Genomic DNA, 23,924 nt, shown 5'->3' with positions numbered 1-23,924 from the left:
TTCCAAAAATTAGGGGAGGCCCCCGACAAAAGCCGGAGACCTCCCAATTCTAGCCAGCCGAACTAGGCTGCTCGGCGAGCTTTTCTTGAAACCCCGGCCACCTTGGCAGCTTTTCGGGCTACCTTGCGTTCTTTTCGGCCCTCAACCAACCAGTACAGAACCGGCACAATAACCAGGGTCAGTACGGTTGATGAGAACAGCCCTCCGATTACGACTACGGCAAGTGGCTGCGAAATGAATCCTCCGCCTCCGGTGATTCCGAGTGCCATCGGGGTCAACGCAAAGATAGTCGCTAGCGCTGTCATGAGAATCGGGCGAAGGCGCTGACGCGCTCCATCCATGATTGCCTCTTGAGTTGGCTTGCCATCGCGTCGGTACTGATTAATCAGGTCGATCAAAACGATCGCGTTGGTAACTACGATGCCAACCAACAGCAACATGCCGATAAGTGCCGGCACACCCAGGGCGGTGTCGGTGATCAAAAGCATGCCCAGCGCACCGGTTGCCGCGAATGGAATCGAGATCAACAGAATCAGTGGCTGAATGATGCTTGAGAAGGTTGCGACCATGACGATAAACACGATTGCGATAGCCGCCAGCAGCGCTAGACCCAGCTGACCGAACGATTCAGCCTGAGACGCGCTGACGCCGCCGATAGTTGCGGTGGCACCAGAAGGTAGCTCAACCGTGTCTAGTCGCTTGGTCACATCAGCTGAGATAGCTCCGAGGTTATCTCCCGACGGGGTGAGTGAAACCTTGGCAGTGCGCTCACCCTTTTCGCTGTTGATCGAAACTGGTACATCGGCTTGCTCAATTTTTGCGATAGAAGATAGCTTCACCATTCCGCTGGTGCTCGGAATCAAAATGTCGCTAACCTCGGCAACCGTGTCAGGCGAATTGGTTTGAACCACGTAAATGGCAGTTTCGGTGTTGTCGATGTTGACCTTGCCGATGCTTGAAGGGCGCATGGTGGCAGATACGATTCCGCCAACCTGAATTTCGGTTAGCCCAATTGCGGCGGCCTTCGAACGGTCTACGGTAACGCGTAGAGTGCGTTGGGTTTTGGCCAATGAGTTGGTGATTTCAGAAACATCAGCGGTACCCTGCATAGCCTTCTCGACCGCGTCGATAGCAGTCTTTAGGTTTGCATCGGTGGTTGCGTTGACTTTGACATCAATCGTGCTTGAGCCACCGAAAGCTTCGCCGCCACCTGCGGTGAACTTCACTTCGCCGAGGGTTTCATCCTTGGCAAATAATGCCTCGAGGTCGGCTTGGGTAGAGGTTTGGTCTGTGCCCTCAACGGTAGTTACCTGAATTGAGGTGCCACCAGCTGCACCACCGAAGGCCACGCGACCGTCGCCAGATGAACCAATCGTGGTCTGAACAACTTCGATGCGTTCGTCAGCAAGCAAAATGCCTTCAACCTTGGCGGCTGCCTCGTCTTGCTGAGCCAGAGTGGCTCCGGCCGGCAGAGTCTGGTTGAGAACAAAGCTGTTCGAGCCTGATGAGCCAATGAAGTCAGTCTTCAGCTGCGGAACCAGTCCGAAGGTCAAGAACAGAATTAGGACTGAAGCCAAAACAGTGATTACCGGTCTGCGTTGAGTCCACTTAAGAACTGGGATGTAGCCACGCTGCAGCCAGCTCTTGCGCTCTTTGGCTTCTTCAACTTCACGAATCTCAGATTCGTGCGCGCGAGCTTGTTCTTCAGAATCATGCTGGGCCTGTGCAGGTGCCTTCAAGAACCAGTAGGCGAGAACAGGAACGATTGTCAGAGAGACAAATAGCGAGGCAACGAGCGCGATCGCAAAAGTGAATGAGAACGGTCTAAAGAGTTCGCCGACTAGGCCGCCGACAAGTGCAATCGGAAGGAATACCGCAACCGTGGTGATAGTCGCTGCAGTGATTGCGCCAGAAACCTCTTTGACAGCTCGAAGAATGGCCTTGCGCTTCGGCTCGCCATAAGCCAAGTGACGGTTGATGTTTTCGATGACCACAATCGAGTCATCTACAACACGACCGATTGCGATGGTTAGCGCGCTAAGTGTGAAGAGGTTCAGCGAATAGCCGAATGCGTTTAGGCCAATGAATGTGATCAAGACTGAGGTAGGAATCGAAATTGCGGTTACCAAAGTTGAACGTACTGACATCAAGAACAAAAGAATCACGATGACTGCAAAGCCAAGGCCGAGCAGGCCTTCGGTGCTTAGATTCTCCAGTGATTTTTCAACGTATGGAGCCTGGTCAAATACCGTGACTACGGTGATGCCGCCGCCAAGCTTCTGCTTCAGTTCGTCAAGTCGGTCGGTAACCGCGTGAGAAACAGCAACAGTGTTGGCATCCTGGGTTTTGGTGAAAGCGATTGACAGAACTGCGTTGCCGTTCACGCGCGCAATGCTTGTGACCGGTGCGTCTTCGAGTGTCACCTTTGCAACGTCTGCAACAGTGACCACCTTGTTCGGTGTTGGCATTCCAGGGATGCTAAAAGCGCTTGATCCGCCCAATAGAGGTAAAGCTTTGAAGTCTTCGAGGCTGTTCACCGGAGTGCCGACCTCAACTGAAATCGAGCCTTCTGCGTCGTCGATTGTTCCGGCAGGAATAACGAATCCGTTTGCTGCAAGAGCGCTAGCTACCGATTGCTGGGTTAAGCCGGCCATGGCAAGTTTGGTTTGGTCAAAAACGAGATTTACGCGCTTTTCGGTCGCTCCGGTAACGCTAACTTCACGCATTCCTGCGATGTCGCCAAATAGCGGGCCAGCAATGTCTGGCAGGGTCTTGCTTAGCGACTCGTTGTCGCCAGAATCAGCTGATACGCCGAGCACCATAATCGGAACGCTATCGAAGCTGCCAGAGAGAATTTTGGTGCTTGAATCTGCCGGCAAGGTGATGCTTGCGAGAGCTGCTGCCAAGTCTTCTTTCACTTTGGCTGTGGTTACGCCATAGTCAAACTCGACTCGAACAATTGAAATATTGCTTTGAGAGCTTGAGGTTGAAGTCACCAGACCATCGAGTTGGCGAATTGCGTTTTCGATTGGTTGTGAAACCTGCTTGTCGATAACCTCTGGCGAAGCGCCCGGATAAGTCGTCACTACTGCAGCTTGCGGAGTTTCGAAACTTGGAATCAGCTCTTGTTTCAACGAGCCAAGTGAAATGAATCCAAATATGGCGATGATCACTGTGATTAGAGCAACCACAGACCGGTTGGCAAGGCTGAGTTTGGCAAGACGATGCATGAGACCCCTTAGTTAAAGCAATACCTCTAGGCTAACCCGTGGCTGCCTAGAGGTATTCCTAGAAAAGAGTTTTAAGCCAGTTCGAACTGGTTGCCGTCAATCTGCCCCTGTTTGCGATACATGTCTAGTTTTGCGCGGGTGTCGGCAATGTCTAGGTTTCGCATAGTCAACTGGCCAATTCGGTCGGTTGGGCCAAACGCCGCGTCTTCAGTTCGTTCCATTGAAAGCTTCTCTGGGTGGTAGCTGAAGTTTTCACCCTCGGTGTTGACGATCGTGTAGTCGTCACCGCGACGCAAACGCAAGGTAACCGAACCGTTGATTGCTGAAGCAACCCACTTGGTTAGAGATTCGCGCAACATTAGGGTCTGCGGGTCTAGCCAGCGACCTTCATAAAGAAGGCGGCCCATGCGGCGACCTTCGGCGTGATAAGCGGCAACGGTGTCTTCATTGTGTATGGCTGAAATCAAGCGCTCATAAGCGATGTGAAGCAGTGCCATTCCTGGCGCCTCATAAATTCCGCGGCTCTTTGCCTCGATGATGCGGTTTTCGATTTGATCGCTCATGCCAAGACCGTGACGGCCTCCAATTTCATTGGCCTTCATGATGATGTCGACAGCGCTTTCCATCGACTCACCATTGATCGCAACTGGGCGACCCTGGCGGAACTGGACCGTTACTTCTTCAGTTTCGATCTTTACCGAGTCATCCCAAAACTTGACGCCCATGATTGGCTCAACAATTTCAAATGAAGTGTCTAGGTTTTCTAGGCTCTTGGCTTCGTGAGTTGCGCCGAGCATGTTTGCATCGGTTGAGTAGGCCTTTTCGACTGAAGCGCGGTAAGGAAGGTCGCGGGCGAGTAGCCACTCGCTCATCTCGTGACGACCACCGAGCTCGCCGACAAAGTCGGCGTCTAGCCAAGGCTTATAAATTCTTAGGTTTGGGTTGGCAAGTAGGCCGTAACGGTAGAAACGCTCGATGTCGTTGCCTTTATAGGTTGAACCATCGCCCCAAATCTCAACGCCATCTTGGTGCATTGCTCGCACAAGCATGGTGCCGGTTACAACACGGCCTAGGGGAGTGGTGTTGAAGTAGACCTTGCCACCGGTGCGAATGTGAAAAGCGCCACAGGCGATAGCAGCCAGACCCTCCTCGGCAAGCGACTGGCGGCAGTCAATCAAGCGCCCTGCTTCGGCTCCATAGACCAATGCGCGATCTGGAATCGAATCGATGTCGTCTTCGTCGTACTGACCAAGATCTGCGGTGTATGTGTAAGGAACAGCGCCTTTTTCGCGCATCCATGCCACAGCAACAGATGTGTCGAGACCGCCAGAAAAGGCGATGCCAACTTTTTCACCAACAGGAAGGGATGCAAGAACTTTAGTCATAAGACCTAAGTTTACTTGAGTAGCGAGGCCATCTGCTTGTAGATCAACTTGGCTGCGAAAACCGGGTTAATGCGCGAAATGACATCCAGCATTTTGGCATCCGAACCAATACAAATTCTTGGGCGATTATTTTCAATCGCCTCGATCATTTGATGGGCGGCAACCGGTGCTTCGGTCATCTTAATTTTGCTATCGGCAGCGGCATCGCCTGGCATAGCCATGCCAGAGTTTTGAGCAATGTTGGTGTTAATTGCCCCCGGAAAAACAATGGTTACGCCCACGTTGGTGTCGGTTAGTTCTGAACGTAAACCTTCGGTGAGCAGTTTGATTGCAGCTTTAGAGGCTCCATAAACACTTTGCCCCGGAACCGGCGCATAGGCACCCATTGAAGAAACGTTGAGAATGTGGGCCTCTGGCCGGGTTAGGAACCCAGGTAGGAAGGCTTTGACCATCATGAGTGGACCTTCAAAATTCACATTCATCACCCGAGCCGCTTGCTCAAGGGTGAGGTCATTTATTTTCACGAACGGCTGGATGATGCCGGCATTGTTTATCAGGATGTCAGGTGCACCAAGCTTTTTAGTTACTTGGGCGGGTAGTGCTGCTACTGCTATTGCATCCGTGATGTCTACGGTGAAAGTTTCTACTTTGCCGCCAGCAAGTTTTTTTGTTTCGGCCAGTGTCTCAGCGCGTAAATCGATTGCTGCAACCAGCGCACCGCGACTTATTAGTTCGAGGGTTAGTTGTCTTCCCATTCCGCTGCCGGCACCAGTAACCACAACGACTTTATTTTGAACCTTCATGACCTGCTCCTTTGAGGGGTGTACCTAAAAATCAGAATACTCTTCTAATTTGTTGCCAGGCGTTGGTTGACCATATTGCCCATAGAACCAAAATCGGTTGAAAGAACAGGCGAACCAATCGAGCTTCGTCGGTGTTCAGGCCGAATGCATCTGTTTGAGTGAGGTATTGCGAAATGTTCCCCGGAAAAATCGCAATGAAAAACAAGGCTGCGGCAATACCCGCCCATGCCTTGCGCTTTCTGGCCAGAATTAGCGCCGACCCTAGGCAGATCTCGACAACACCGGAGGCAACCACCACGAAGTCAGGTTCGAGCTCAACCCACGCGGGCACCTGTGCCTGAAAATCACTGCGGCCAAAACTCAGATGCGCAACTCCGGCAAACGTCAAGAACGCGCCGAGTGTCAACTGGGCCAGCAACTTGAATAGCTTCATAACCGCACGCTAGCACAGCGCACCAATTATGGCTTTTCAAGGCCTACTCACCGAACTAACCGATGTTTAGCTTCCAGTTCTTAATGTCTTTTGGAATAGCCTTGCCTTTGCCGTCATCGCCCTTGAAAGGCAACATCGTGGTTGGCCATCGACGGTCACGGGTGACCTTCGCGGTGGCCTTCACTGTTTGGCCAGACTTGTAATAGGCAAATGCGTCTGCATTCAATACACAAGGAATGGCATTGTCGTAGGCCTTAGACTTCCAGGCCATCGGGTCAGAAGGCGCGTACTTCTTTGTGATGCCGAAGACAACCTTGCAGGTTTGCGTCTTTTTTACGACCTTGCCGCGAACCTTCACGGTGTAAGGAATGCTAATGTCTGCCGTAACTGGTCCGATGAACTTGCCTGAAGACCAAGGCTTGATGGTTACCTTCGTTGAAGTGACAGTAATAATCCACTGTCCGCCAATGTTGTAGACACCAGGTGCGTGCGGCGTACCCAGTGCACTCGGAGGATTCACCGGAGCCGGTAGCACGACGGTGGAATGTGTGGCAACCACAGAGATGATGTTTTCTGGGGTGTCAACCAACGGGTAGAAGTTCTTGTCGCCGGGTTGAGTTACCTTTACTCGACAGGTGTTGAGGGTTGGGTCTGCAACCAGATCCGACATCCATGACACTGTGCCATCGTCTTCAACGATACAAATCGCTGGGTCGAGCGAGGTGTAAACCGGGTTTAGCCCCGAGCTCATTGTCGAGACCAATTTGAAGCCGTTTGCCGAGTCGGTTGCTGCAGGCGCAGTCACTCCATTCACTGTGGTTCCCGGCGCGATGATGGTCACGCTCTGTGGTGCCTTCAACACGTCGAAGGTTTTTTTATCCACGGATAGCTTGGTGCCCGTGCCGCTAGTTGCAGTCACCTCACACTTGCCAACGCCAAGAGTTCTCAACGTTTTAGTGCTGTCGATGTAGCAGACGCTAGCCGGACCGGCCGAGTAAGTGACTGCAAGATCCATGGTGCTGGTGCCTCGCGAGGTCATCAAATAACCCTTACCATCTGCGATGGTTCCATCAATAATCTCGCTCGGGAGGGTAAGGATGGTCAGGTTCTTGGCTGGGTCTTCGACAGCAATCGTCAAAGCCTTCACATCAAAGAACCCATCTTCGTCGGTAACTTTTACCAGTACTTGGTACGAGCCAGCCTTGGTAGGCGTTCCGGTAATTTCTCCAGTATCTGGGTTGATGGTTAGTCCCAGTGGCAAGCCAACGGCTGTCCAGGCGCCGGTTGGCAGAATGTCGCCAGTGCCCTTGGTTGCTGTGTCAGTAATGGGTGTCATGACCGTATTGATCTGAGTTAGATAAGAGACCGGGCTGGTTGTGATGGTCGGCGGAGCAACCACCTCGATTGTGATCGTGGTGGTGTCAGTCAATCCGGCAGCGTCAGTCACCGTGACGTCGAATGTGTAAACGCCTTCGACTTCGCCGACGCCATTGACGGCACCGGTGGCTGGGTCGATGGTGAAACCATCCGGCAGGTTCGCTGCAGACCAGGCTCCAACCAAGTTGATGGCTGCAGTGCCCTTAGCCGCTGTGTTTGGCATGTTGGCGTATTCACCGACCATTTTCTTGTAGGTGATAACCGCAGTAGTAATGGTTGGCGGTGCAACCACCTTCATGGTCAACGTCTTGGTTGCAATCTCGCCGCCAGTGTCGGTAAGTTTCACAACAAAAGTGAAGTTTCCAGACGTGGTTGGCGTTCCGGTAATTTCTCCGGTGTCAGCGTTGAACTGCAACCCTGCTGGCAAGGTAGCTGGGTCAACTAGGCTCCAAGCGCCTGTGGCTGGAACTGCCGCAGAGCCTGGGGTTGAGGTTTGGGCCTCAGGTGCAATCGCGACACCAACAACGTTCTCGCGTAGCGGAGTTGTTGTCGTAATGACGGGTTTTCTGACCACATTGATTGTGATGGTTTCTTCGTCAAACAATCCGTTGATGTCAGTCAACTTTTCAGTGATTGTGAAAGTTCCAGTGACTGACGGTGTGCCCGAGATCAAGCCAGTGTTCGCATTCAAAGTCATACCTGTAGGCAAGGCTCCCGAGGTAATTGTCCAAGCACCTGTTGCTGGAAGAGCACCTGAACCTGCCACGGATGTGTTCGCAAGAGTGTTGGCTGTGTCAACGTAATACTTGACTGTCGTCGGTGTCGTCGAAATGCGAGGTGGCGCCAGAATGGTCATTGTTTCGACCTTGGTTGCAATCTCGCCAGCGGTGTCAACTAGTTGAACCGTGAAGCTGTAAATGCCCGTGGCAGTTGGTGTACCAGTAATCTCACCGGTATCGGCGTTTAGAACCAAGCCGGTTGGTAGTGCACCAGATGCAATTGACCAAGCTCCGGTTGACGCAATTACAGCGCTGCCAGCGGTCTTAGTCTGAGCAATAGGTGAAACGGGTTGCCCAACGACTCCACGTGCAAGCGGCGTGACGGTAGTGATTGTTGGCTTGGTAACCACATTGATGGTTATTGTTTCTTCGTCAAAGAGACCGTTAACATCTGTGACTCGTTCGAGAACCGTGTAAACGCCAGTGACGGTAGGTGTTCCCGAAATTAAGCCGGTTGTCGCGTTAATCGACATGCCGGTAGGAATTCCCGTGGCTGTCCAGCCAACAGAGGCGATGGCCCCTGTACCTGCGGTGGCCGTGTTCACTACAGAGTTCGAGCTGTTGGTATAGAACTTGTAGGTCAGAGTCGAGGTAGTAATGGTTGGTGGCGCCAAAACAGTGATGGTTTCAGCCTTTACCGCTACTTCGCCGGCGCTGTCTGTTAGCTGAACGGTAAATGGAAAGACTCCCGTGACAGTGGCTGTTCCCGAAATTTCTCCGGTGTCTGGGTTAAGCACCAGGCCTGCAGGCAAAGATCCGGTGATGATTGACCAGGCTCCAGTGCTAGGAATGGCTGCCGTTCCAACCGTTTTGGTTTGTGGGATAGGTGTGATTGGCACGCCCTGAACAGCCCTAGTCAAAGGCGTGGTGGTTGTGATGATCGGCTTTGAAGTTACCCGAATCAAAATCGTCTCGGTGTCGGTCAAATTGTTGATGTCGGTGACCGAAACCACCACTGAGTAGTTGCCGTCAACTGTTGGGGTGCCAGAAATTGCACCTGTGGTTGAGTTGATAGTCATTCCAGCCGGAAGCCCCGTGGCTGACCAGCCCGCACTTGGTTTGATTGCGCCTGATCCGGCCAAAACCGTATCAGTGATAGTCAACGATGCGTTGGCGTAGACGTTGTAAGTCAAGGGTGAGGTGGTAATCGTCGGGCCATCAAAAACTGAAATCGACTCATTTTTAGTGGCTGTCAATCCATTTGCATCGGTAACGCGAACCGTGAAATTAAACACACCGTTAGTGGTCGGGGTACCGGTTATTGCACCCGTGTTTGCGTCCAAGTTCAAGCCAGGTGGCAATGAACCGCTTGAAACTATCCATGCTCCGGTGGCAGGAATGCCGACGTTGCCGATGGTTACCGTCTGATTCACGCTAGTCATCAGAACACCCTTGGCGGCATTTGGTAATGCTGGAGTGGTGATTGCCGGTGGAGTAGCCGTGACTGTCGCTGTGATCGTGCTGGTCGCAATGTTGCCGACGCCATCGGTGATCGAGTAAGTCAGGGTTGGTGCAATACCGATGAATGCCGATTCTGGTGCAAAAGTGACTACACCAAGCGAGGTCACCGAGTAAGTGCCCTTGCCGGCAATCGTCACAGATGTGAGCGCGCAGCCGGTGGTGGTGCCTGCAGCGCACAATTTCACGGATGCCTTGTTCAGCGTGGTTCCGATAGCTGATGTGTCGTTAGTAGTTACATCCACGGAGATTGGAGCCAGCATGTTGCCGGTTACCGAGTCGGCTGCAGTTGTTGGTGCGGGAACAACAGTCACGTTGATGGTTGAACCAACGGTCTGCGGTGTGTTCGAGTAGCCGTCTTTGACCTCGTAATTTACCGGAGTGGCAACACCAACGAAGGTAGAAAGCGGCGTGAAAGACACTGATCCCGATGAAACCGTGTATGTGCCCTCGTTCGGAACTGTAAGCGTGGTTAACGCACAGCCAGTAGTGGTTCCAGCAGCACACAACTTTAGAGTGCTGGTTGTAAGCGTGGTTGTCGTGGTTGGAGTGTCGTTGGCCAAAACGTTAATGGTGTTGGCTGTCGCTCCAGCTTTGACTGAAACAGTGTCAGCTACAGCAACGGCTCGCATGATGTAGGTGGCTTTCACCGAGACATCTGCGCCAGCAGTTGTGCCCGAGATCGCCTGTGAACTGAGCGGTGTTTGAATCGCAGTGAAGCTCACCGGGTTCTGAGGTGTCATGGTTACGGCACCGGTTGTGTAGGTATACGGCGAGATGTAAACCATTGAGACATCGCCGGCGCCAACACCGTTCACCAGAGGAAAGTCACCGAAGCGAACTTTGTAGGTTCCAGCTTTGAGATAGCCAAAACTGTAGTTTCCGCTTGCATCTGAAACGGCGGTGATTGGATTGCCAGATGGGTCATTAAGCACGTTGCCCGATGCGTCAAGCAATGTTGCAATGGCGCCTGCAACAGGAACCACTGTCGATGGATAGCTGGTTGCATAGTTGCCCCTTGCAACTTGTCCGACCAATTGGAATCCGCAAGCAGAAGGTTGTGCAGGGGGAGCGATCGACAGCGCCTCAGAAGTGGTTGAGTAGTCGATACGCGTATTTGTCGAACTAATCGTTGCCGCGGTGGCAGTGAATGATGTTGTCTGAGTCGGCAAATTATTGATCTGAGTTGTCGCTGGGCATGCTACGTTCGCTGTGACTGAAACGCAAAGTTGAGCCGATTCGCTCTCCATGGTCAGTGTTCCAGTTGTGTTTGCGTTTGAGGTTCTGCCGGCATAACTCACCTTGAACACCGCTCCTGCGCCTACATCGGAGTAGGTAAGGCCGGTTAGCTCAACGAAACCAGATGAATTGAAGCTCACCTCTGACCAAGTAGATCCCGCTGCGCTGACCACTGAGCCATCAGATTTAAGAATCGTAAGTTTGGCAGATGAATAATCGGTTCCGGAAACAAGGCCGCCAATAGTGAAGCGGTGATAGGCAGCATCGGCGCCCATCACACAGGTGAGCCTTGGCTGAACGCTGGTTTGGGTATAACTGACGTCATTGACTTTGATTGCGCAGCCAGCCGTTGCAGTTGAGATTGTGAACTGTTTAATACCTTGACCGAGGTCACCGTTGGTCCACATGCAATCTGTTGAAAGTGGGTCAACTTTCAAGGTGTAAATGCGCCAAGCATCGGTGTTCATTTGGCCCACCCCGGTAACTCCGAAACGGGTTGGAGCTGCCCAGCCAGCACAGGCGGCCGAGGTGGCGTAGTCGTAGCAGAAGGTGGTAGACGGTGTGTCAAAGTAGCTGACCCACATCAGTTTGCTACCGGCGCTTTCTACCGCGCCCTTCCAGTAAGAAGTGTTTCCGTTGTTGAGTGCTGCCTGCACAGTCGCGTTTGCGGCGAATCTGGTGCCGTCAGCTGCAAAACATTTGGCATCTGCAGAAGTACAAACACCAGCAACCTGTCCATTTGCTGTCGGTTGAATGTAAAGAATCTTTTTGGCAGAAGTAGAGCCAAGAACTAGGTCATAGTTTGCCCAACCCGCACATTTAGCTCGGGTTTCGCCATTGAAACAGATTGCAACACCATTCAACTGGCCATAGACGTTTCCAAAAGCGGTTTCAAAACCTGTGTGAGTGTAAGGAATCAGGTTTGTTGCACGTGTGGTTCCGGCGATCACGCTGCTAAAGGTTGGCATGTCGGTGCAAGCTGCACCTTGGCCGTTGTTAGCTAGGTAGTCATAGCAAAGAACGCGTGGGGCAAGGATGTCCCAAGCGTAAACGCGGCCATTGCTCGCAATGATGTCGGTTACACCAGCCTCGTTTGCTCCAGCTCGAGCTTGAACCATGTGCCAGGCTGCAGCTTTTGATCCGCCACAGTAAGCCGGAGTTTCAACTACTGATACATCGATACAGAGAAAACCGGTGCCGGTTGATCGGTCTGATACTGGCATCCACAAGTGCTTGTAGGTTTCGTCGAAGAATTGTGTTGACGAGAAGTTCGAGTTAAATCCCTCGCTAGCCAAACCAAAAGGCCAGTTAGCGCTACAGAATGAGCCATCCGAGCGTTTACGGCAGTCAAGACCACCGTTTGCGTAGTCATGGTGATAGGTGTTGTAGATGTATCCGCGGCTATCGAATTCGGTGTCATAACCATCACCACCGCTTCGTGCAGCGCCATCAACCGTTGTGACGGTTCCTGGCATTGTTGCTGTGGTTTGCGTGATCTGCTTGCCGCTTGAGGTGGCACCGCCAGAATTTACCGGACCTGTGGCTTTAACTTTTACCACCGCTGCCCAGCTGCTTGGGGTCGCAGCGAAGGTTGTTCCATCGGTTGAATACGTGACTGTCCAGCCAGACGGTGCTTTTACATCCGTGGCAGCTGTTAGGCGAACCTTTGTGGCGTCAATCGACTGAATAATTTCTTGGGCTGAATTATCGACTGCGCTAACAGCAGGAATCTGAGTTGTCAGGTCTACTTTTGAGCCTGCTGTCACGCTGGTGGTAGACAAACTGGTGCTGAGTGATGACACTGCAAAGGCTTGGCTCGAAACAATTGCGGTTGAGAGCAATGCAGCCGAAGCGGCAATGAAAAACCAGGTTCGCTTGGATATTTTCCCCATAGAAATACGCATGAAAATGAGCCTATTTAGTTGGTTTTTATGGGTATCCAAGGATGTGCGCTATTGCCTACATAAGCCCGAAAAATCATAGTTTTGGGTTCACTTGGTCGGCCGAATTAATCTTCACTGCTCTTGTAGACTGGCATTTGCCCTTTGTTGGGCATGCCCTCGTAGCTCAGTGGATAGAGCAAGAGCCTTCTAATCTCTTGGTCGTAGGTTCGATTCCTACCGAGGGCGCGCAATAAACGTCGTCGTCTGATTGAGGGGATTCAGAATGCAGCCACCACGTGCCTTAGAGATCATCATGTTTTGGACGTCAAATCACGTTTACACCCGCGGGGCCGAGCGTGAAGCTTTGACTAAAAAAGTATGGCGAACTGTTAGAAAAGAATCACCAAAAACCTTTTGGGCATTCTTCGCTTGGATGGGGGGCCTGCTGTTCCTGACGCTTTTAGGCATCTCGATGGTTTTTATCGATGAAACCACTGATCCGATGGTGTATCTCACCATTTCGCTGGTGCCCTTCTTCGCGCTCCTGCCGGCGGCACTAATTACGGCATTCAATGTTTTTAATGCATTTTTCAAAAACCACCCTGAGGACTTTCCTCGCAACTAGTGGTTAATTTTGGCGCCTAAGCGTTGCGATAAACCGTGAAGGCAAGAGTCAAAACTGCGATGCAGGTTAGGTAACTGACCTTCCAGCGATTTGCGATTCTTGCGCGTTGCAATAGAAAACCGATTGCGATCAAAGCCGGTGCCGCGAACAAGAATTGATTCGCTTGCCAGGCGGCAGCGAAGTCTCCTTGCAGAATTGCAAACAGCCACCTTTGACCTCCGCATCCTGGGCACAGCCAGCCGGTGGTTAGGTGAACAGGGCACTTCCACCAGAGAGCATCTGGAACAAGCAGCAGGTATCCCAGGCCGGCTGCGCCAATCGATGCTTTGGTCACCACCGTCGATGAAGCCGACACTACTTGGCTACCGCCTCATCGAGCAGGGCGTCAAGGGCCACCAATTCAATTCGCAACGGAGCAAAGTTGCTGAGAAATTCATCAACTCCAATTCGCGCATTGGTGTATTCAATTGAGGCGAATCGCAGATCAGAAATCTCATTTGAAGTTCTTGAAAGTTGATCTCTCCAGCGGGTCGAAATCGATGCTGGTGGTGTGGCGGATTCAAGTTTTTCGAATTTGGTTCGAAGTTCATCATTTTTAGACATCAAGATGTCCATTTGTTCGTTTAACGCGCGCTCAACCATTTCATCCAAGATGCTGTGCATCGACGAAACCAGGATGCGATTTTCACTCACAAATGTTTTTGTCGATGAATTAGGTGTGGGCCGCTTTGTAGCAGATCTGCTTGGTGAGGGTGCAGGCGAAGATGGGCTTTCGCTAGCGCTTGGGCTGGTGCTTGAACTTGCAGATGCAACAGCATTTGGGCTCTCGCTCGAAGTTGGTAGCGCAGTTGGGTTCTGTGATTGGAGCGCAGCAAAAACCGTGACCGAAAGGAAGACCAGCACCCCAGCCATAATGCCCAGAAGCTTACCTTTGTTATTTTTCAATTGGTCCTGCTTCGTTTTGGCTAGCTATTGTGGTGTCTTAACTTCACCCTATTGGAATAAGCCAGAAAAGATTAGGTTGCACCTCACATGGACATTTCTAAGTTTGAAGTTGTAATGCTGGATGGCACATCTCGATCGCTAAAAGAGTTTTCAGGCAAAGTCACGCTGGTTGTGAACGTTGCATCTAGATGTGGCTTGACTCCTCAGTATGGCGCTCTGGAGGCGCTACAGGAGAAGTATCAATCACGAGGTTTTAACGTTTTAGGAATGCCATCGAACCAGTTCATGCAAGAGCTGAGTAGCAGTGATGAAATTGCTGAGTTTTGCTCAACCACTTGGGGTGTGACCTTTCCGATGACCGAGAAAATCAAGGTGAATGGCCGCAATCGGCACGCGCTCTACAAAGAATTAGTCAAAACTAAAGATCACTCTGGTTTGGCTGGACCAGTGTTGTGGAACTTTGAGAAGTTCTTGATTCTGCCTAACGGCGAAGTGCATAGATTCAGGCCAACCACCAAACCAGATGATGAAGAAATTGTTGCCCTAATCGAAGCGAATCTACCCAGTTAGTTGCTCTCGCGATTTAGACTAATTTTCTAGCCGGGGGAGGTAACTTGCGATTTTCAAATTTGGGTGCGAATGCAGTTCTAGTAACTGCTGCTGCGTTAACCCTCGTCAATGCTGGCCTGATGACAACCTCTCTGACTGGGTTTGCTCACATTACCGAGCAACTCGGCAGCACGCTCGTTGCCGGGCCAAAGGGTGACACCGGTGAAACCGGAGCAGCCGGACCCCAAGGCGAACCTGGCCCAAGAGGCGCAACTGGCTTGACCGGACCAATGGGGCCTGCTGGAGCTTCAGGTGATCAAGGTGCCGCTGGCGCAAATGGTTCAGACGGTGTTGATGGCCAAGATGGTGCAAACGGCCAGGATGGCGCCGCCGGAGCGCAAGGACCAGTCGGAGATCAAGGCCCAATCGGTGAACAGGGCATCCAAGGAATTCAGGGGCCAATTGGTCTAACCGGCCCACAGGGGCCAACCGGGGTTGTTTCCGCTACCGCACCTTTGATTTATGACGCTGAAACTCAGACACTCAGCCTCAATCTTGATCAGATTGATCGCCTCGGCGCACTCGGCTACCTGCAGTTTGACACCAGCGTCGATGCTCCAGAGGCCCCAGGTCGCATCACCTGGAACGACGCAGATGGAACCGCGAATCTACAGCTCAAAGATGGAGCTGTAACTCTTCAAATCGGTCAAGAGTCGGTGCAGTTGGTTAAAAACATCACCGGATCAACCTTGCTAAATGGTCGCGCTGTTCGTGTGACCGGCTCTAGTGGTGGTCGCATCACAGTGGAACACGCTGACAATAATTCAGTTACAGGGGCTACCGGTGTAATTGGGGTACTCACCGAAGATGTACTAACGGGTGAAAATGGCTACGTAACCACCTACGGTTTGGTTCACGAATTAGACACCTCGCAGTGGAGCCCAGGTGCACCGCTTTACCTAAACGGTACAGGTCAACTAACTAACGTTCGACCTACCAACGGTCGAATCGTTCAACTCGGGTTCGTGGTTACCCAAGATTCATCACAAGGCGTCATTTATGTAGCGCCAATTCAAAATTTCGAACCAATCATCGGCGGCATTTGCCAGGTTCCGGGTCAAGCCGGAACCGGCGTTTATGGCTGGCATAACCTTGCCGGAAGCCGTTGGATTGTTGTTTGCGATTACCCATAGGAACTCAGGAGAAAAATGTCTAACCTACCGATTCCCAACACCACGAGAGCTGTCGTGGCTACCCTCGGAATCTTCATCTCAAGCCTTTTCTGGCTGGTGGTTGCTACCTACCCAGACTTTTTTCTATTCAGCCCCTTTGCCAACGGAGAACCGGTTCGCAGCACGATTCTCACTTTGACCACAGCCGGTTGGTTGCTTATTGCTAACGGACCTTTAGTGATTTTTGCCATGTATGCGATGGGCAAGTATTCGGTAATTCGATTGCTACCGGTGATTGCCCTAACTTGGCCTATCGCCTTGATCATCAACCACGTGAGCCTGTTTATTCGTGATGGTGTCTGGTACACGGGATATCTGCTTGACTACCCAATTTTTGTGGCTACCGATTTGCTACTGCCGCTGTTTCTAATATCGGTTTGGCTTGAACTCAAGGCTAGGCACACTGATCGTTCGATTCACGGTGTACACGTAGCCGAATAGCGTTCTGAGTTAAATGTTTGTGCCCCGGTCGTATTGACCGGGGCACAAACATTTAAGTTTTATTCGTTGACTTCAGAAACGTCGCCGAGCTCGCCGCCCTGGGCTTCTACCTCTTTGCGAATTTCATCCATGTCTAGGCCTTCAACTGCGGCAATCAACTCTTCAAGCGCAGCGCCTGGGAGTGCGCCTGGCCGGTTGTAAAGCAGAATTCCGTCGCGAAATACCATAAGGGTTGGAATAGAGCTGATGCCCGCTTCGCCCGCCAGCTGCTTCTCGGCTTCGGTATCTACCTTGCCGAAGGTGATTTCTGGGTGCTTGGTTGAGGCCTCTTCAAATATTGGAGCGAACTGGCGACACGGGCCGCACCATTCTGCCCAAAAATCTACGATGGTGATGCCTTCTTTTACGACTGTGTCACCAAAGGTCGATGCGCCAAGTTCGATAGTTGCCATGGTTCTAACTTTCTATTTCATTCCCAAGCCGTGTATGGCGTGGGGCTCGATTGCTGCAATCTCTTGCATACTCAACTTTGGTGAACTCAAAGTTGCAACGTTTTGTTCCAGCTGGGTAACGCTACTGACACCGATTAGGGCAGAAGTGACCGTCGGCTGGCGCAGCACCCAGCTCAATGCCAGCTGGCTAAGTGTCTGGCCACGATCCTTGGCAATTTGATTTAGGGCATTTGCGTGAACGAGGTATTCATCCGTGATATTTGATGGCTGCAAAAAGTGCTGCTTAGACGCGCGTGAGCCCTTAGGAATTTTGCCAGTCAGGTATCTATCGCTCAGCAGCCCCTGGGCTAGAGGTGAGAACACGATTGAACCAATGCCCTCGATTCCTAGGGTGTCAAAAAGTGACTGCTCAGCCGTGCGATCAAACATTGAATACCGAGGTTGGTGAATCAGAAGCGGCACACCCTTGCTTTCAAGGATGGCCTTGGCTTCGCGGGTTTGTTGAGCGTCGTAAGAAGAGATTCCGGCATAAAGCGCCTTGCCCGAATGAACCGCATGTGCGAGGGCACCCATAGTTTCTTCTAGGGGAGTGTTCGGGTCGAAACGGTGAGAATAAAAGATGTCGACATAATCAAGACCCATGCGCTTCAGGCTCTGGTCGAGCGAGGCAAGCAGGTATTTGCGTGAACCCCACTCGCCGTATGGGCCCGCCCACATGTCATAGCCAGCCTTGGTAGAAATAATTAGTTCGTCGCGGAAGGGCTTGAAGTCGCGCTCCATGTGAATGCCAAAATTCTCTTCGGCAGAGCCAGGCTTTGGGCCGTAGTTATTAGCTAGGTCAAAGTGGGTGATGCCCAAATCAAAGGCGCGACGCAATATTGCTCGCTGGTTAGACATCGAATCATTGGTGCCAAAGTTGTGCCATAGACCAAGTGAAAGTTCGGGCAGTTTGAGCCCGCTCTTGCCACAGCGACGATAAGGCATTGATTCATAGCGATTATTGGCTGCTTGATAGCTCATGTGTAAAGCCTAGGCTAGGACCATGACTAGTTTTTATCTCGGTGGCGGTTGTTTTTGGTGTCTCGACAGTGCTTACATGCAGGTTGCCGGTGTTTCTGACGTGGTCGTCGGCTACATGGGTGGCCCGAGTGAAAATCCTGGCTACGAAGCCGTGTGCTCTGGTTCCACCGGGCATGTTGAAATTGCCGAGGTCATTTTCGACGAGGCAATAATTTCGCCAAATGTGATTCTGGACATGTTCTTCACCATGCACGACCCAACCCAGTTGAATCGCCAGGGCAATGACATTGGCACTCAGTATCGTTCGGTGATGTTTTACCAGGATGAAATCCAGAAGGCGCAATTTGAAGAAGCTTTCGAGCGTGCGAAATTGATTTGGGGAGACCACATCGTGACTGCAATTGAGCCATCGTCGGCTTTCTGGGTTGGCGAGGAGTACCACCAAGACTTCTTCGCTAAAAACCCATTTCAGGGTTACTGCAACGCGGTGGTCGCACCGAAAATGGCGAAGATTCGTTCTGCATTCACAAGCTATTTAAAGGCTTAGTTCTCCACAGTTTTTAAGATTCAAGGATTTCGCTGCCGGCAGGTGGGCAAACTCGATTCAGAACCGAAAGCAAGGGTTTTCGGTGAAATCGAGAAAGGCATCAAATGTCAGAAACTCTTTCGGTCGCGGGTTTGGTTGCGACTACACCTCGCCACCTGGTCACCCAAGATGGCCTGCCAATTACCTCGTTTCGACTGGCATCTTCTAGTCGAAGATTTGATCGCGCTCAAAACAAATGGATCGACGGCGAAACAAATTGGTTCACCATCACAAGTTTTCGACAGCTAGCGATCAATTCGGCCGGTTCGGTCAATAAAGGCGACCGCGTTTCAGTAACCGGAAAGTTGCGTGTTCGCGACTGGGATAACGGTGAACGAGCAGGTACTTCAGTTGAAGTTGAAGCCGATTCGATGGGGCACGATCTTGCATGGGGTAGCTCTGTGTTCACCCGCACCGTTTTGGTTCGAGAAACCGAGCCAACAGACACTGACTCTAACTTTGAAGAAGAGTTCGAGTCAACCGATCTTGTTGCCACTGCGCCCGCTGCAAAAATCAAGGCAAAGTAATAAGCCACTAGACCGCTGGGTCAAGTAGCGACCCCCTCAACCCTTGGCCCAGCACTTAACCCTCCCACCCCTCGGGAGGCAACGGCGCCCTTCAAATCTAGGCATGCATTACAGGCTCATCAGAAGCCATTATTGGTCGGGTAAACTTATACCCAAGCAAGCCCAAGATTTGGAGGGCGCCATTTTCATAAGGCGCCCGCGAGAGCTGCGTACTTATCGAAAGAGACCATTCACATGGCTGAATTCATCTATCAGATGATCAAAGCGCGCAAAGCGCACGGCGACAAAGTAATTCTTGACGACGTCACTCTGGCCTTCTTGCCAGGCGCAAAGATCGGTGTCGTAGGGCCAAACGGTGCTGGTAAATCCACAGTTCTAAAAATCATGGCTGGGCTCGACACCCCAAGCAATGGTGAAGCCCGACTTAGCCCAGAGCACACCGTTGGCATCCTCATGCAGGAGCCACCGCTAGACGAGAGTCTTACCGTGCTTGGCAACGTTGAGCTTGCTGTTAAAGAGACCAAGCAAAAGCTAGACCGCTTCAACGAAATTTCAGCTTTGATGGCAGAGCCTGATGCAGATTTCGATGCTCTTCTAGAAGAGATGGGTGTGCTTCAAGAGCAAATCGACCACCTCGACGCCTGGGACTTAGACTCTCAGCTCGAACAGGCCATGGATGCACTTCGTTGCCCGCCGGGTGACACCCTGGTTACCAACCTTTCTGGTGGTGAGCGTCGCCGAGTTGCTCTCTGCAAGTTGTTGCTCGAGAAGCCAGATTTGCTACTTCTAGATGAGCCAACTAACCACCTTGATGCTGAATCTGTGCTTTGGCTAGAGCAGCACTTGGCTAAGTATCCTGGTGCAGTTCTTGCTGTTACCCACGACCGTTACTTTCTAGACAACGTGGCCGAGTGGATTCTCGAGCTAGACCGCGGCCGCGCCTACCCTTATGAGGGCAACTACTCGACCTATCTTGAGAAGAAGCGCGAACGGTTAGAAGTTCAGGGTAAAAAAGACGCCAAGCTTGCGAAGCGCCTCTCTGAAGAACTCGACTGGGTTCGCTCTTCTCCAAAAGCTCGTCAGACAAAGTCAAAGGCGCGTTTGGCTAAATACGAAGAGATGGCGGCTGAGGCTGACCGCACCAGAAAGCTCGACTTTGAAGAGATCCAAATTCCAATGGGTCCTCGTCTTGGCGACATCGTTATCGAGGCGAAAAACCTACAGAAGGGCTTCGACGGACGTTCACTCATCAACGGCCTGTCTTTCAGTCTTCCTCGCAACGGCATCGTTGGTGTTATTGGTCCAAACGGTGTTGGTAAGTCAACCTTGTTCAAGACCATCGTTGGGCTTGAGAAACTTGACGGCGGCGACCTCAAGGTCGGCGAGACCGTAAAGATCTCATACGTTGACCAGTCTCGTGGAGGCATCGACCCAGAGAAGTCCCTGTGGGAGGTCGTTTCAGGTGGTCTCGACTACATTCAGGTCGGCAATCAAGAAATGCCGTCACGTGCCTATGTGGCAGCGTTTGGTTTCAAGGGCCCAGATCAGCAGAAACCTGCTGGCGTTCTATCTGGTGGTGAGCGCAACCGACTCAACCTGGCCTTGACTCTAAAAGAGGGTGGCAACCTGTTGCTACTCGACGAACCTACAAACGACCTGGATGTTGAAACCCTTGGTTCACTTGAGAATGCGCTTCTCCAGTTCCCTGGTTGTGCCGTGGTTATCACTCACGACCGTTGGTTCCTAGACCGAGTGGCTTCACACATCCTTGCCTATGAGGGCAACGACGACAAGCCTGACCAGTGGTACTGGTTCGAAGGAAACTTCGAGGCCTACGAAGAGAACAAGATTGCACGCTTGGGTGCCGACGCGGCAAAGCCGCATCGTTCTACCTATCGTCGACTAACTCGCGACTAACTCGCGACACAGAGTTCGATAGAAAATCCCCCTGCTGTTGGCAGGGGGATTTTTTGTGCGTTATTCGCTTTTCAGTTCGGGAACTCTAACCATTCCCTCTTGGGCAACGGTTGCTAACAGAACGCCATCCTGGCTGAAAATACGACCAAGTGCCAGACCTCTACCGCCCTGGGCGCTTGGTGACTCTTGAACATAAAGCATCCACTGGTCTACTCGTGCCTGGCGATGAAACCACATGGCATGGTCAAGGCTCGCTGACTTAAGACCCGGGTGAGCCCAGGCGATTCCGTGCGCTCGATAAATGCTTTCGAGAATTGAATAGTCGCTGGCATAAGCCAAAGCGGCCGTGTGCAGGGCATCATCAGCCGGAAGGTCTCCCAAAGCCTTGAGCCAAACCGCCTGATGCGCGACCGGCTTGCCCTCAACCTTGAAATAAATCGGTGAACCTACATGGCGCATGTCGAAAGGCCTTGCTTTCGCCCAGTATTGAGCGACCGGGTGTGGGTTGTCTCCAATAAGCTCGGCAGCACTCGGAAGCGTTGCAGGAGCTGGAATGTCCTTCGGAAATTCATCCTGGTGATTTAGGCCGGGGTCTTCATCTTGAAAAGACGCAATCATCGAGAAGATCGGCTCACCCTTTTGATAAGCCTGCACTCTTCGCGTGCTAAACGAACGCCCGTCTCGCAATCGGTCAACAGAAAAGGTAATCGGAAGGTTGATGTCACCAGGTCGCAGAAAGTATCCGTGGAGAGAATGAACTGGTCGACCCTCAACTGTTCGGGTTGCTGCAACCAGGCTCTGTGCAAGTACCTGCCCGCCAAATACTCGACCATGGGGCATCCATTGACTCGGCCCGGTGAAGATGTCCTCTTTGGTTTGAGCACCATTTGCATCACTCAAATCAAGAGTCGCGATCATCTCGGCTAGCGGATTGTCTGGAATCAAAGCGTTCAAGACTTTCATCTCCTCTTGTAGGCAACTTAGGCCTACACAAGTTAGTTTAGACAGGACATGATTAACCCGTTTTTCCTTGCTGATGAGCAGACCGCAGCTGACCTTCAATCGTTTTTGACCCGCGCCAAGCGACTTGACCCTGAGGGTTTGGTGCGTTTGCGTGCTTTCGGTTCGGTCTTGGCTGCTTATGTCGCACCAATCTTTGCCGGCAGCCTCATGGATGGCGGACCAACAGTGCTTGGTCTACGCACCTGTGAACTAGATCGACCAGCCGAAATTGACGTTCTGGTTCCAATCTCTGCTGTTTTAGAGCGACTGGCCCGACTACTTGGAGATTCAGAAACCAAGGAATTCAAGATTCAGCTCGTCGATACTCAGCGGGCTCCTTGGGCGGGAATTTCGCCACCCCGCCAGGGTTGGCAGGCAGCCGGAACAATCAATGAAACTCGACTTACTCAAATCGCTAGAGATGGCATTGCCGAAGTAGCTGCTTCACTCCCTGAATCAGTTGGTGGCCCAATTGCCGCGCGCATCCGTGGTGAAATTTGGGGTCGAGGCATCGACCTTGAAACAAAAGTGCCAACCGGTGCAGCTTTCGCTGCCGCTGGCCTTGGTTTTCTTACCGAAAACGAAGAGGTTGGCCTTTATGAGGCTGAGGGTTGGGTAAGGCTGAGCAGTGCCCACGGGCATGTTTTGGCTAAAGCGGCTACTAAGTTTTAAAAACTAGTCTTCAAAGGTGTTGAGCATCGAGGTTGCAGCTCGGTCGAAGTATGCCCACATCTCGGCTTTTTGAAGCGGTGGCAACGACAGAGAGTCAACAGCTGCTTCCATGCAGTTCAGCCAGCGCTGGCGAGCATCCTGGTTAATTTTGTAAGGGTTGTGCCGCATTCTAAGGCGTGGGTGCCCGCGCTCTTCTTGATAGGTGGTTGGCCCACCCCAGTACTGTTCAAGGAACAGCTGCAGGCGACGGGTTGCGCCATCTAGGTCTTCAGCCGGATACATCGGCTTCAAAACCTCGTCGGCGGCAATGCCTTCATAAAACTTCTTTGCGAGTTTCTCAAAGGTGGCACTTCCGCCAACTAACTCGAAGAAATTACCGCCAACATCTTGGCCGTCTATGCCACGGATGCGAACAGGCTCAATCTTCGCGGCCTCTTCGAAACCGTTTGCCACTATTTGACTGCCTTACCGGCAACTTCGACATAAATTGCCTGTGAGCCGTTGGCCAATTCAATGCCAGCCGAGTCAAGTGCCTTTTTGATGGTTGCTCGCAGAGCGCGTGCGGTCGAGTCTTGTTTGGTTGGCAATACCTGCTGAGCTAGTCGAATCACAATCTGCTCGCCACTTAGTGCCTCTATGCCCCAAACCTCAGGCGCACCAATCAAATCTGCAGAGAATTCCTTGCTCTTGGCAAGCTTCGCTGCTGCATCACCAATAGCCTTGGTTGCCTTGTCGACATCAGCTTTATAGTCGAGCGGAATATCCAGAACCACTCGTGACCATCCCTGTGAAGAATTTCCAACGCGAATAATCTCGCCGTTGCGCACATACCAAAGGGTTCCGGCTGAGTCACGAACCTGAGTTACTCGAAGTCCGACGCTCTCAACCACTCCGGTGGCTTGGCCAAGATCTACCGAATCGCCGACACCGTATTGGTCTTCAAAAACAATAAATAAACCCGAAATTAGGTCTCGAACCAGGCTTTGGGCACCAAAACCAAGCGCTGCACCGAGAATTCCGGCACCAGCCACCAATGCGCCCACTGCAACGCCCAGCTCACCCAACACCATGGTGATGCCAATGATGTAGATGCTCCAGATGATGAAATTGCTGAGCACTGACCCCATTGTGTGGGCACGTTGAATAACACGGGCCTGATCTAGGGGAGAGGTGGCGGCGCTGGCAACCTTAGAGCCGCCGAACTTTCGCGCACCACTTATTACGCCTTTCACTACTCGCTTTACTGAGAGTAAGAGCAAAATTCGAAGTACTAGGGCGCCGACAATGATGAGCACAATTCGAATCAAAGTGCTCCAGTCACGCCAAAAACTGTCGAACCAGTCAAACGCTCCAGCCAAGAATTCCATGA

Annotated in this window: 20 protein-coding genes and 1 tRNA gene; 9 read left to right on the top strand and 12 right to left on the bottom strand. The window is 51.9% G+C overall.

The genetic code is table 11. From position 1 onward, the window contains the following. Positions 1–62 precede the first annotated feature (62 nt). The 5 genes from Q0L26_RS01775 to Q0L26_RS01755 form a co-directional block, all read right to left on the bottom strand. On the bottom strand, positions 63–3,230 hold the full coding sequence (locus Q0L26_RS01775; RefSeq protein WP_296646550.1) for an efflux RND transporter permease subunit: 3,168 nt from the start codon (positions 3,228–3,230) through the stop codon (positions 63–65). Between the two features lie 71 nt (positions 3,231–3,301). Further along, positions 3,302–4,615, bottom strand: coding sequence for an argininosuccinate synthase (argG, locus tag Q0L26_RS01770; protein ID WP_296646547.1), 1,314 nt, complete (start codon positions 4,613–4,615; stop codon positions 3,302–3,304). Positions 4,616–4,626: 11 nt separating this feature from the next. Beyond that, a complete protein-coding gene (locus tag Q0L26_RS01765) occupies positions 4,627–5,418 on the bottom strand; it encodes an SDR family NAD(P)-dependent oxidoreductase (protein ID WP_296646545.1) in 792 nt (263 codons plus the stop codon). Between the two features lie 31 nt (positions 5,419–5,449). Further along, positions 5,450–5,851, bottom strand: coding sequence for a hypothetical protein (locus Q0L26_RS01760; RefSeq protein ID WP_296646543.1), 402 nt, complete (start codon positions 5,849–5,851; stop codon positions 5,450–5,452). Between the two features lie 55 nt (positions 5,852–5,906). After that, a complete protein-coding gene (locus Q0L26_RS01755) occupies positions 5,907–12,608 on the bottom strand; it encodes a putative Ig domain-containing protein (RefSeq protein ID WP_296646541.1) in 6,702 nt (2,233 codons plus the stop codon). Positions 12,609–12,760: 152 nt separating this feature from the next. On the opposite strand from Q0L26_RS01755, the gene Q0L26_RS01750 reads away from it, so the two are divergent. Both Q0L26_RS01750 and Q0L26_RS01745 read left to right on the top strand, forming a co-directional pair. After that, positions 12,761–12,833, top strand: a tRNA-Arg gene (locus Q0L26_RS01750). A gap of 118 nt (positions 12,834–12,951) precedes the next feature. Beyond that, entirely contained in the window at positions 12,952–13,212 is a 261-nt protein-coding gene (locus Q0L26_RS01745) for a hypothetical protein (RefSeq protein WP_296646539.1), read from the top strand. Positions 13,213–13,228: 16 nt separating this feature from the next. On the opposite strand, the gene Q0L26_RS01740 is transcribed toward Q0L26_RS01745, so the two are convergent. Beyond that, a complete protein-coding gene (locus Q0L26_RS01740; protein WP_296646537.1) occupies positions 13,229–13,567 on the bottom strand; it encodes a DUF2752 domain-containing protein in 339 nt (112 codons plus the stop codon). Continuing rightward, positions 13,567–14,157 (bottom strand): hypothetical protein, encoded by a 591-nt coding sequence (locus tag Q0L26_RS01735; RefSeq protein WP_296646535.1) that lies wholly within the window; start codon positions 14,155–14,157, stop codon positions 13,567–13,569. The genes Q0L26_RS01740 and Q0L26_RS01735 overlap by 1 nt, the downstream gene beginning before the upstream one ends. An 87-nt stretch (positions 14,158–14,244) precedes the next feature. Here Q0L26_RS01735 and Q0L26_RS01730 point away from each other — a divergent pair, with 87 nt between their 5' ends. Genes Q0L26_RS01730 through Q0L26_RS01720 form a run of 3 tightly spaced genes read left to right on the top strand, consistent with a single transcriptional unit; the run spans position 14,245 to position 16,379 of the window. Further along, positions 14,245–14,727, top strand: a complete 483-nt coding sequence (locus Q0L26_RS01730; RefSeq protein WP_296646534.1) for a glutathione peroxidase — start codon at positions 14,245–14,247, stop codon at positions 14,725–14,727. 44 nt (positions 14,728–14,771) lie between these two features. Continuing rightward, positions 14,772–15,899, top strand: coding sequence for a hypothetical protein (locus tag Q0L26_RS01725; protein ID WP_296646532.1), 1,128 nt, complete (start codon positions 14,772–14,774; stop codon positions 15,897–15,899). A gap of 15 nt (positions 15,900–15,914) precedes the next feature. Further along, positions 15,915–16,379, top strand: a complete 465-nt coding sequence (locus Q0L26_RS01720) for a hypothetical protein (protein ID WP_296646529.1) — start codon at positions 15,915–15,917, stop codon at positions 16,377–16,379. A gap of 59 nt (positions 16,380–16,438) precedes the next feature. Here the strand turns inward: Q0L26_RS01720 and Q0L26_RS01715 are convergent, their stop codons facing one another. Together Q0L26_RS01715 and mgrA are read right to left on the bottom strand one after the other, a co-directional pair. Then, positions 16,439–16,831, bottom strand: a complete 393-nt coding sequence (locus tag Q0L26_RS01715; protein ID WP_296646527.1) for a thioredoxin domain-containing protein — start codon at positions 16,829–16,831, stop codon at positions 16,439–16,441. Between the two features lie 12 nt (positions 16,832–16,843). Beyond that, positions 16,844–17,851: an L-glyceraldehyde 3-phosphate reductase gene (gene mgrA / locus Q0L26_RS01710; protein WP_296646524.1), complete on the bottom strand. Its 1,008-nt coding sequence runs from the start codon at positions 17,849–17,851 to the stop codon at positions 16,844–16,846. 22 nt (positions 17,852–17,873) lie between these two features. Between mgrA and msrA the strand changes: the two genes are divergently transcribed. From msrA to ettA, 3 genes are all read left to right on the top strand, one after another. Continuing rightward, positions 17,874–18,398: a peptide-methionine (S)-S-oxide reductase MsrA gene (gene msrA, locus Q0L26_RS01705; RefSeq protein ID WP_296646523.1), complete on the top strand. Its 525-nt coding sequence runs from the start codon at positions 17,874–17,876 to the stop codon at positions 18,396–18,398. Positions 18,399–18,502: 104 nt separating this feature from the next. Further along, complete coding sequence (locus Q0L26_RS01700; RefSeq protein ID WP_296646520.1) at positions 18,503–18,964, top strand: single-stranded DNA-binding protein; 462 nt, start codon at positions 18,503–18,505, stop codon at positions 18,962–18,964. A 234-nt stretch (positions 18,965–19,198) separates the two neighbouring features. Beyond that, positions 19,199–20,881 (top strand): energy-dependent translational throttle protein EttA, encoded by a 1,683-nt coding sequence (gene ettA, locus Q0L26_RS01695; RefSeq protein ID WP_296646516.1) that lies wholly within the window; start codon positions 19,199–19,201, stop codon positions 20,879–20,881. A 60-nt stretch (positions 20,882–20,941) separates the two neighbouring features. On the opposite strand, the gene Q0L26_RS01690 is transcribed toward ettA, so the two are convergent. Continuing rightward, complete coding sequence (locus Q0L26_RS01690) at positions 20,942–21,799, bottom strand: acyl-CoA thioesterase II (protein ID WP_296646727.1); 858 nt, start codon at positions 21,797–21,799, stop codon at positions 20,942–20,944. Positions 21,800–21,892: 93 nt separating this feature from the next. Here Q0L26_RS01690 and Q0L26_RS01685 point away from each other — a divergent pair, with 93 nt between their 5' ends. Beyond that, positions 21,893–22,555 (top strand): hypothetical protein, encoded by a 663-nt coding sequence (locus Q0L26_RS01685; protein ID WP_296646514.1) that lies wholly within the window; start codon positions 21,893–21,895, stop codon positions 22,553–22,555. Between the two features lie 3 nt (positions 22,556–22,558). On the opposite strand, the gene Q0L26_RS01680 is transcribed toward Q0L26_RS01685, so the two are convergent. Beyond that, complete coding sequence (locus Q0L26_RS01680) at positions 22,559–22,954, bottom strand: globin (RefSeq protein WP_296646724.1); 396 nt, start codon at positions 22,952–22,954, stop codon at positions 22,559–22,561. 53 nt (positions 22,955–23,007) lie between these two features. Continuing rightward, the gene (locus Q0L26_RS01675; protein WP_296646512.1) at positions 23,008–23,922 is read right to left on the bottom strand and encodes a mechanosensitive ion channel family protein; all 915 of its coding nucleotides are present in this window, start codon (positions 23,920–23,922) and stop codon (positions 23,008–23,010) included. Positions 23,923–23,924 lie beyond the last annotated feature (2 nt).

Origin of the sequence: Rhodoluna sp. (assembly GCF_024641065.1) — a bacterium.
Classification (GTDB): Bacteria; Actinomycetota; Actinomycetes; order Actinomycetales; family Microbacteriaceae; genus Rhodoluna.
Note: the sequence above shows the minus strand (reverse complement) of the source record. Positions and strands in the feature narration are given on the sequence as shown.

What these genes read in the sequence shown, in the direction of transcription:
- Q0L26_RS01755 (WP_296646541.1), bottom strand. Translation starts at nt 12,608, where the DNA reads ATGCGTATTTCTATGGGGAAAATATCCAAGCGAACCTGGTTTTTCATT.
- ettA (WP_296646516.1), top strand. Translation starts at nt 19,199, where the DNA reads ATGGCTGAATTCATCTATCAGATGATCAAAGCGCGCAAAGCGCACGGC.
- Q0L26_RS01685 (WP_296646514.1), top strand. Translation starts at nt 21,893, where the DNA reads ATGATTAACCCGTTTTTCCTTGCTGATGAGCAGACCGCAGCTGACCTT.
- Q0L26_RS01700 (WP_296646520.1), top strand. Translation starts at nt 18,503, where the DNA reads ATGTCAGAAACTCTTTCGGTCGCGGGTTTGGTTGCGACTACACCTCGC.
- Q0L26_RS01730 (WP_296646534.1), top strand. Translation starts at nt 14,245, where the DNA reads ATGGACATTTCTAAGTTTGAAGTTGTAATGCTGGATGGCACATCTCGA.
- Q0L26_RS01720 (WP_296646529.1), top strand. Translation starts at nt 15,915, where the DNA reads ATGTCTAACCTACCGATTCCCAACACCACGAGAGCTGTCGTGGCTACC.
- Q0L26_RS01715 (WP_296646527.1), bottom strand. Translation starts at nt 16,831, where the DNA reads ATGGCAACTATCGAACTTGGCGCATCGACCTTTGGTGACACAGTCGTA.
- Q0L26_RS01690 (WP_296646727.1), bottom strand. Translation starts at nt 21,799, where the DNA reads ATGATCGCGACTCTTGATTTGAGTGATGCAAATGGTGCTCAAACCAAA.
- Q0L26_RS01675 (WP_296646512.1), bottom strand. Translation starts at nt 23,922, where the DNA reads ATGGAATTCTTGGCTGGAGCGTTTGACTGGTTCGACAGTTTTTGGCGT.
- Q0L26_RS01775 (WP_296646550.1), bottom strand. Translation starts at nt 3,230, where the DNA reads ATGCATCGTCTTGCCAAACTCAGCCTTGCCAACCGGTCTGTGGTTGCT.
- msrA (WP_296646523.1), top strand. Translation starts at nt 17,874, where the DNA reads ATGACTAGTTTTTATCTCGGTGGCGGTTGTTTTTGGTGTCTCGACAGT.
- argG (WP_296646547.1), bottom strand. Translation starts at nt 4,615, where the DNA reads ATGACTAAAGTTCTTGCATCCCTTCCTGTTGGTGAAAAAGTTGGCATC.
- Q0L26_RS01760 (WP_296646543.1), bottom strand. Translation starts at nt 5,851, where the DNA reads ATGAAGCTATTCAAGTTGCTGGCCCAGTTGACACTCGGCGCGTTCTTG.
- Q0L26_RS01765 (WP_296646545.1), bottom strand. Translation starts at nt 5,418, where the DNA reads ATGAAGGTTCAAAATAAAGTCGTTGTGGTTACTGGTGCCGGCAGCGGA.
- mgrA (WP_296646524.1), bottom strand. Translation starts at nt 17,851, where the DNA reads ATGAGCTATCAAGCAGCCAATAATCGCTATGAATCAATGCCTTATCGT.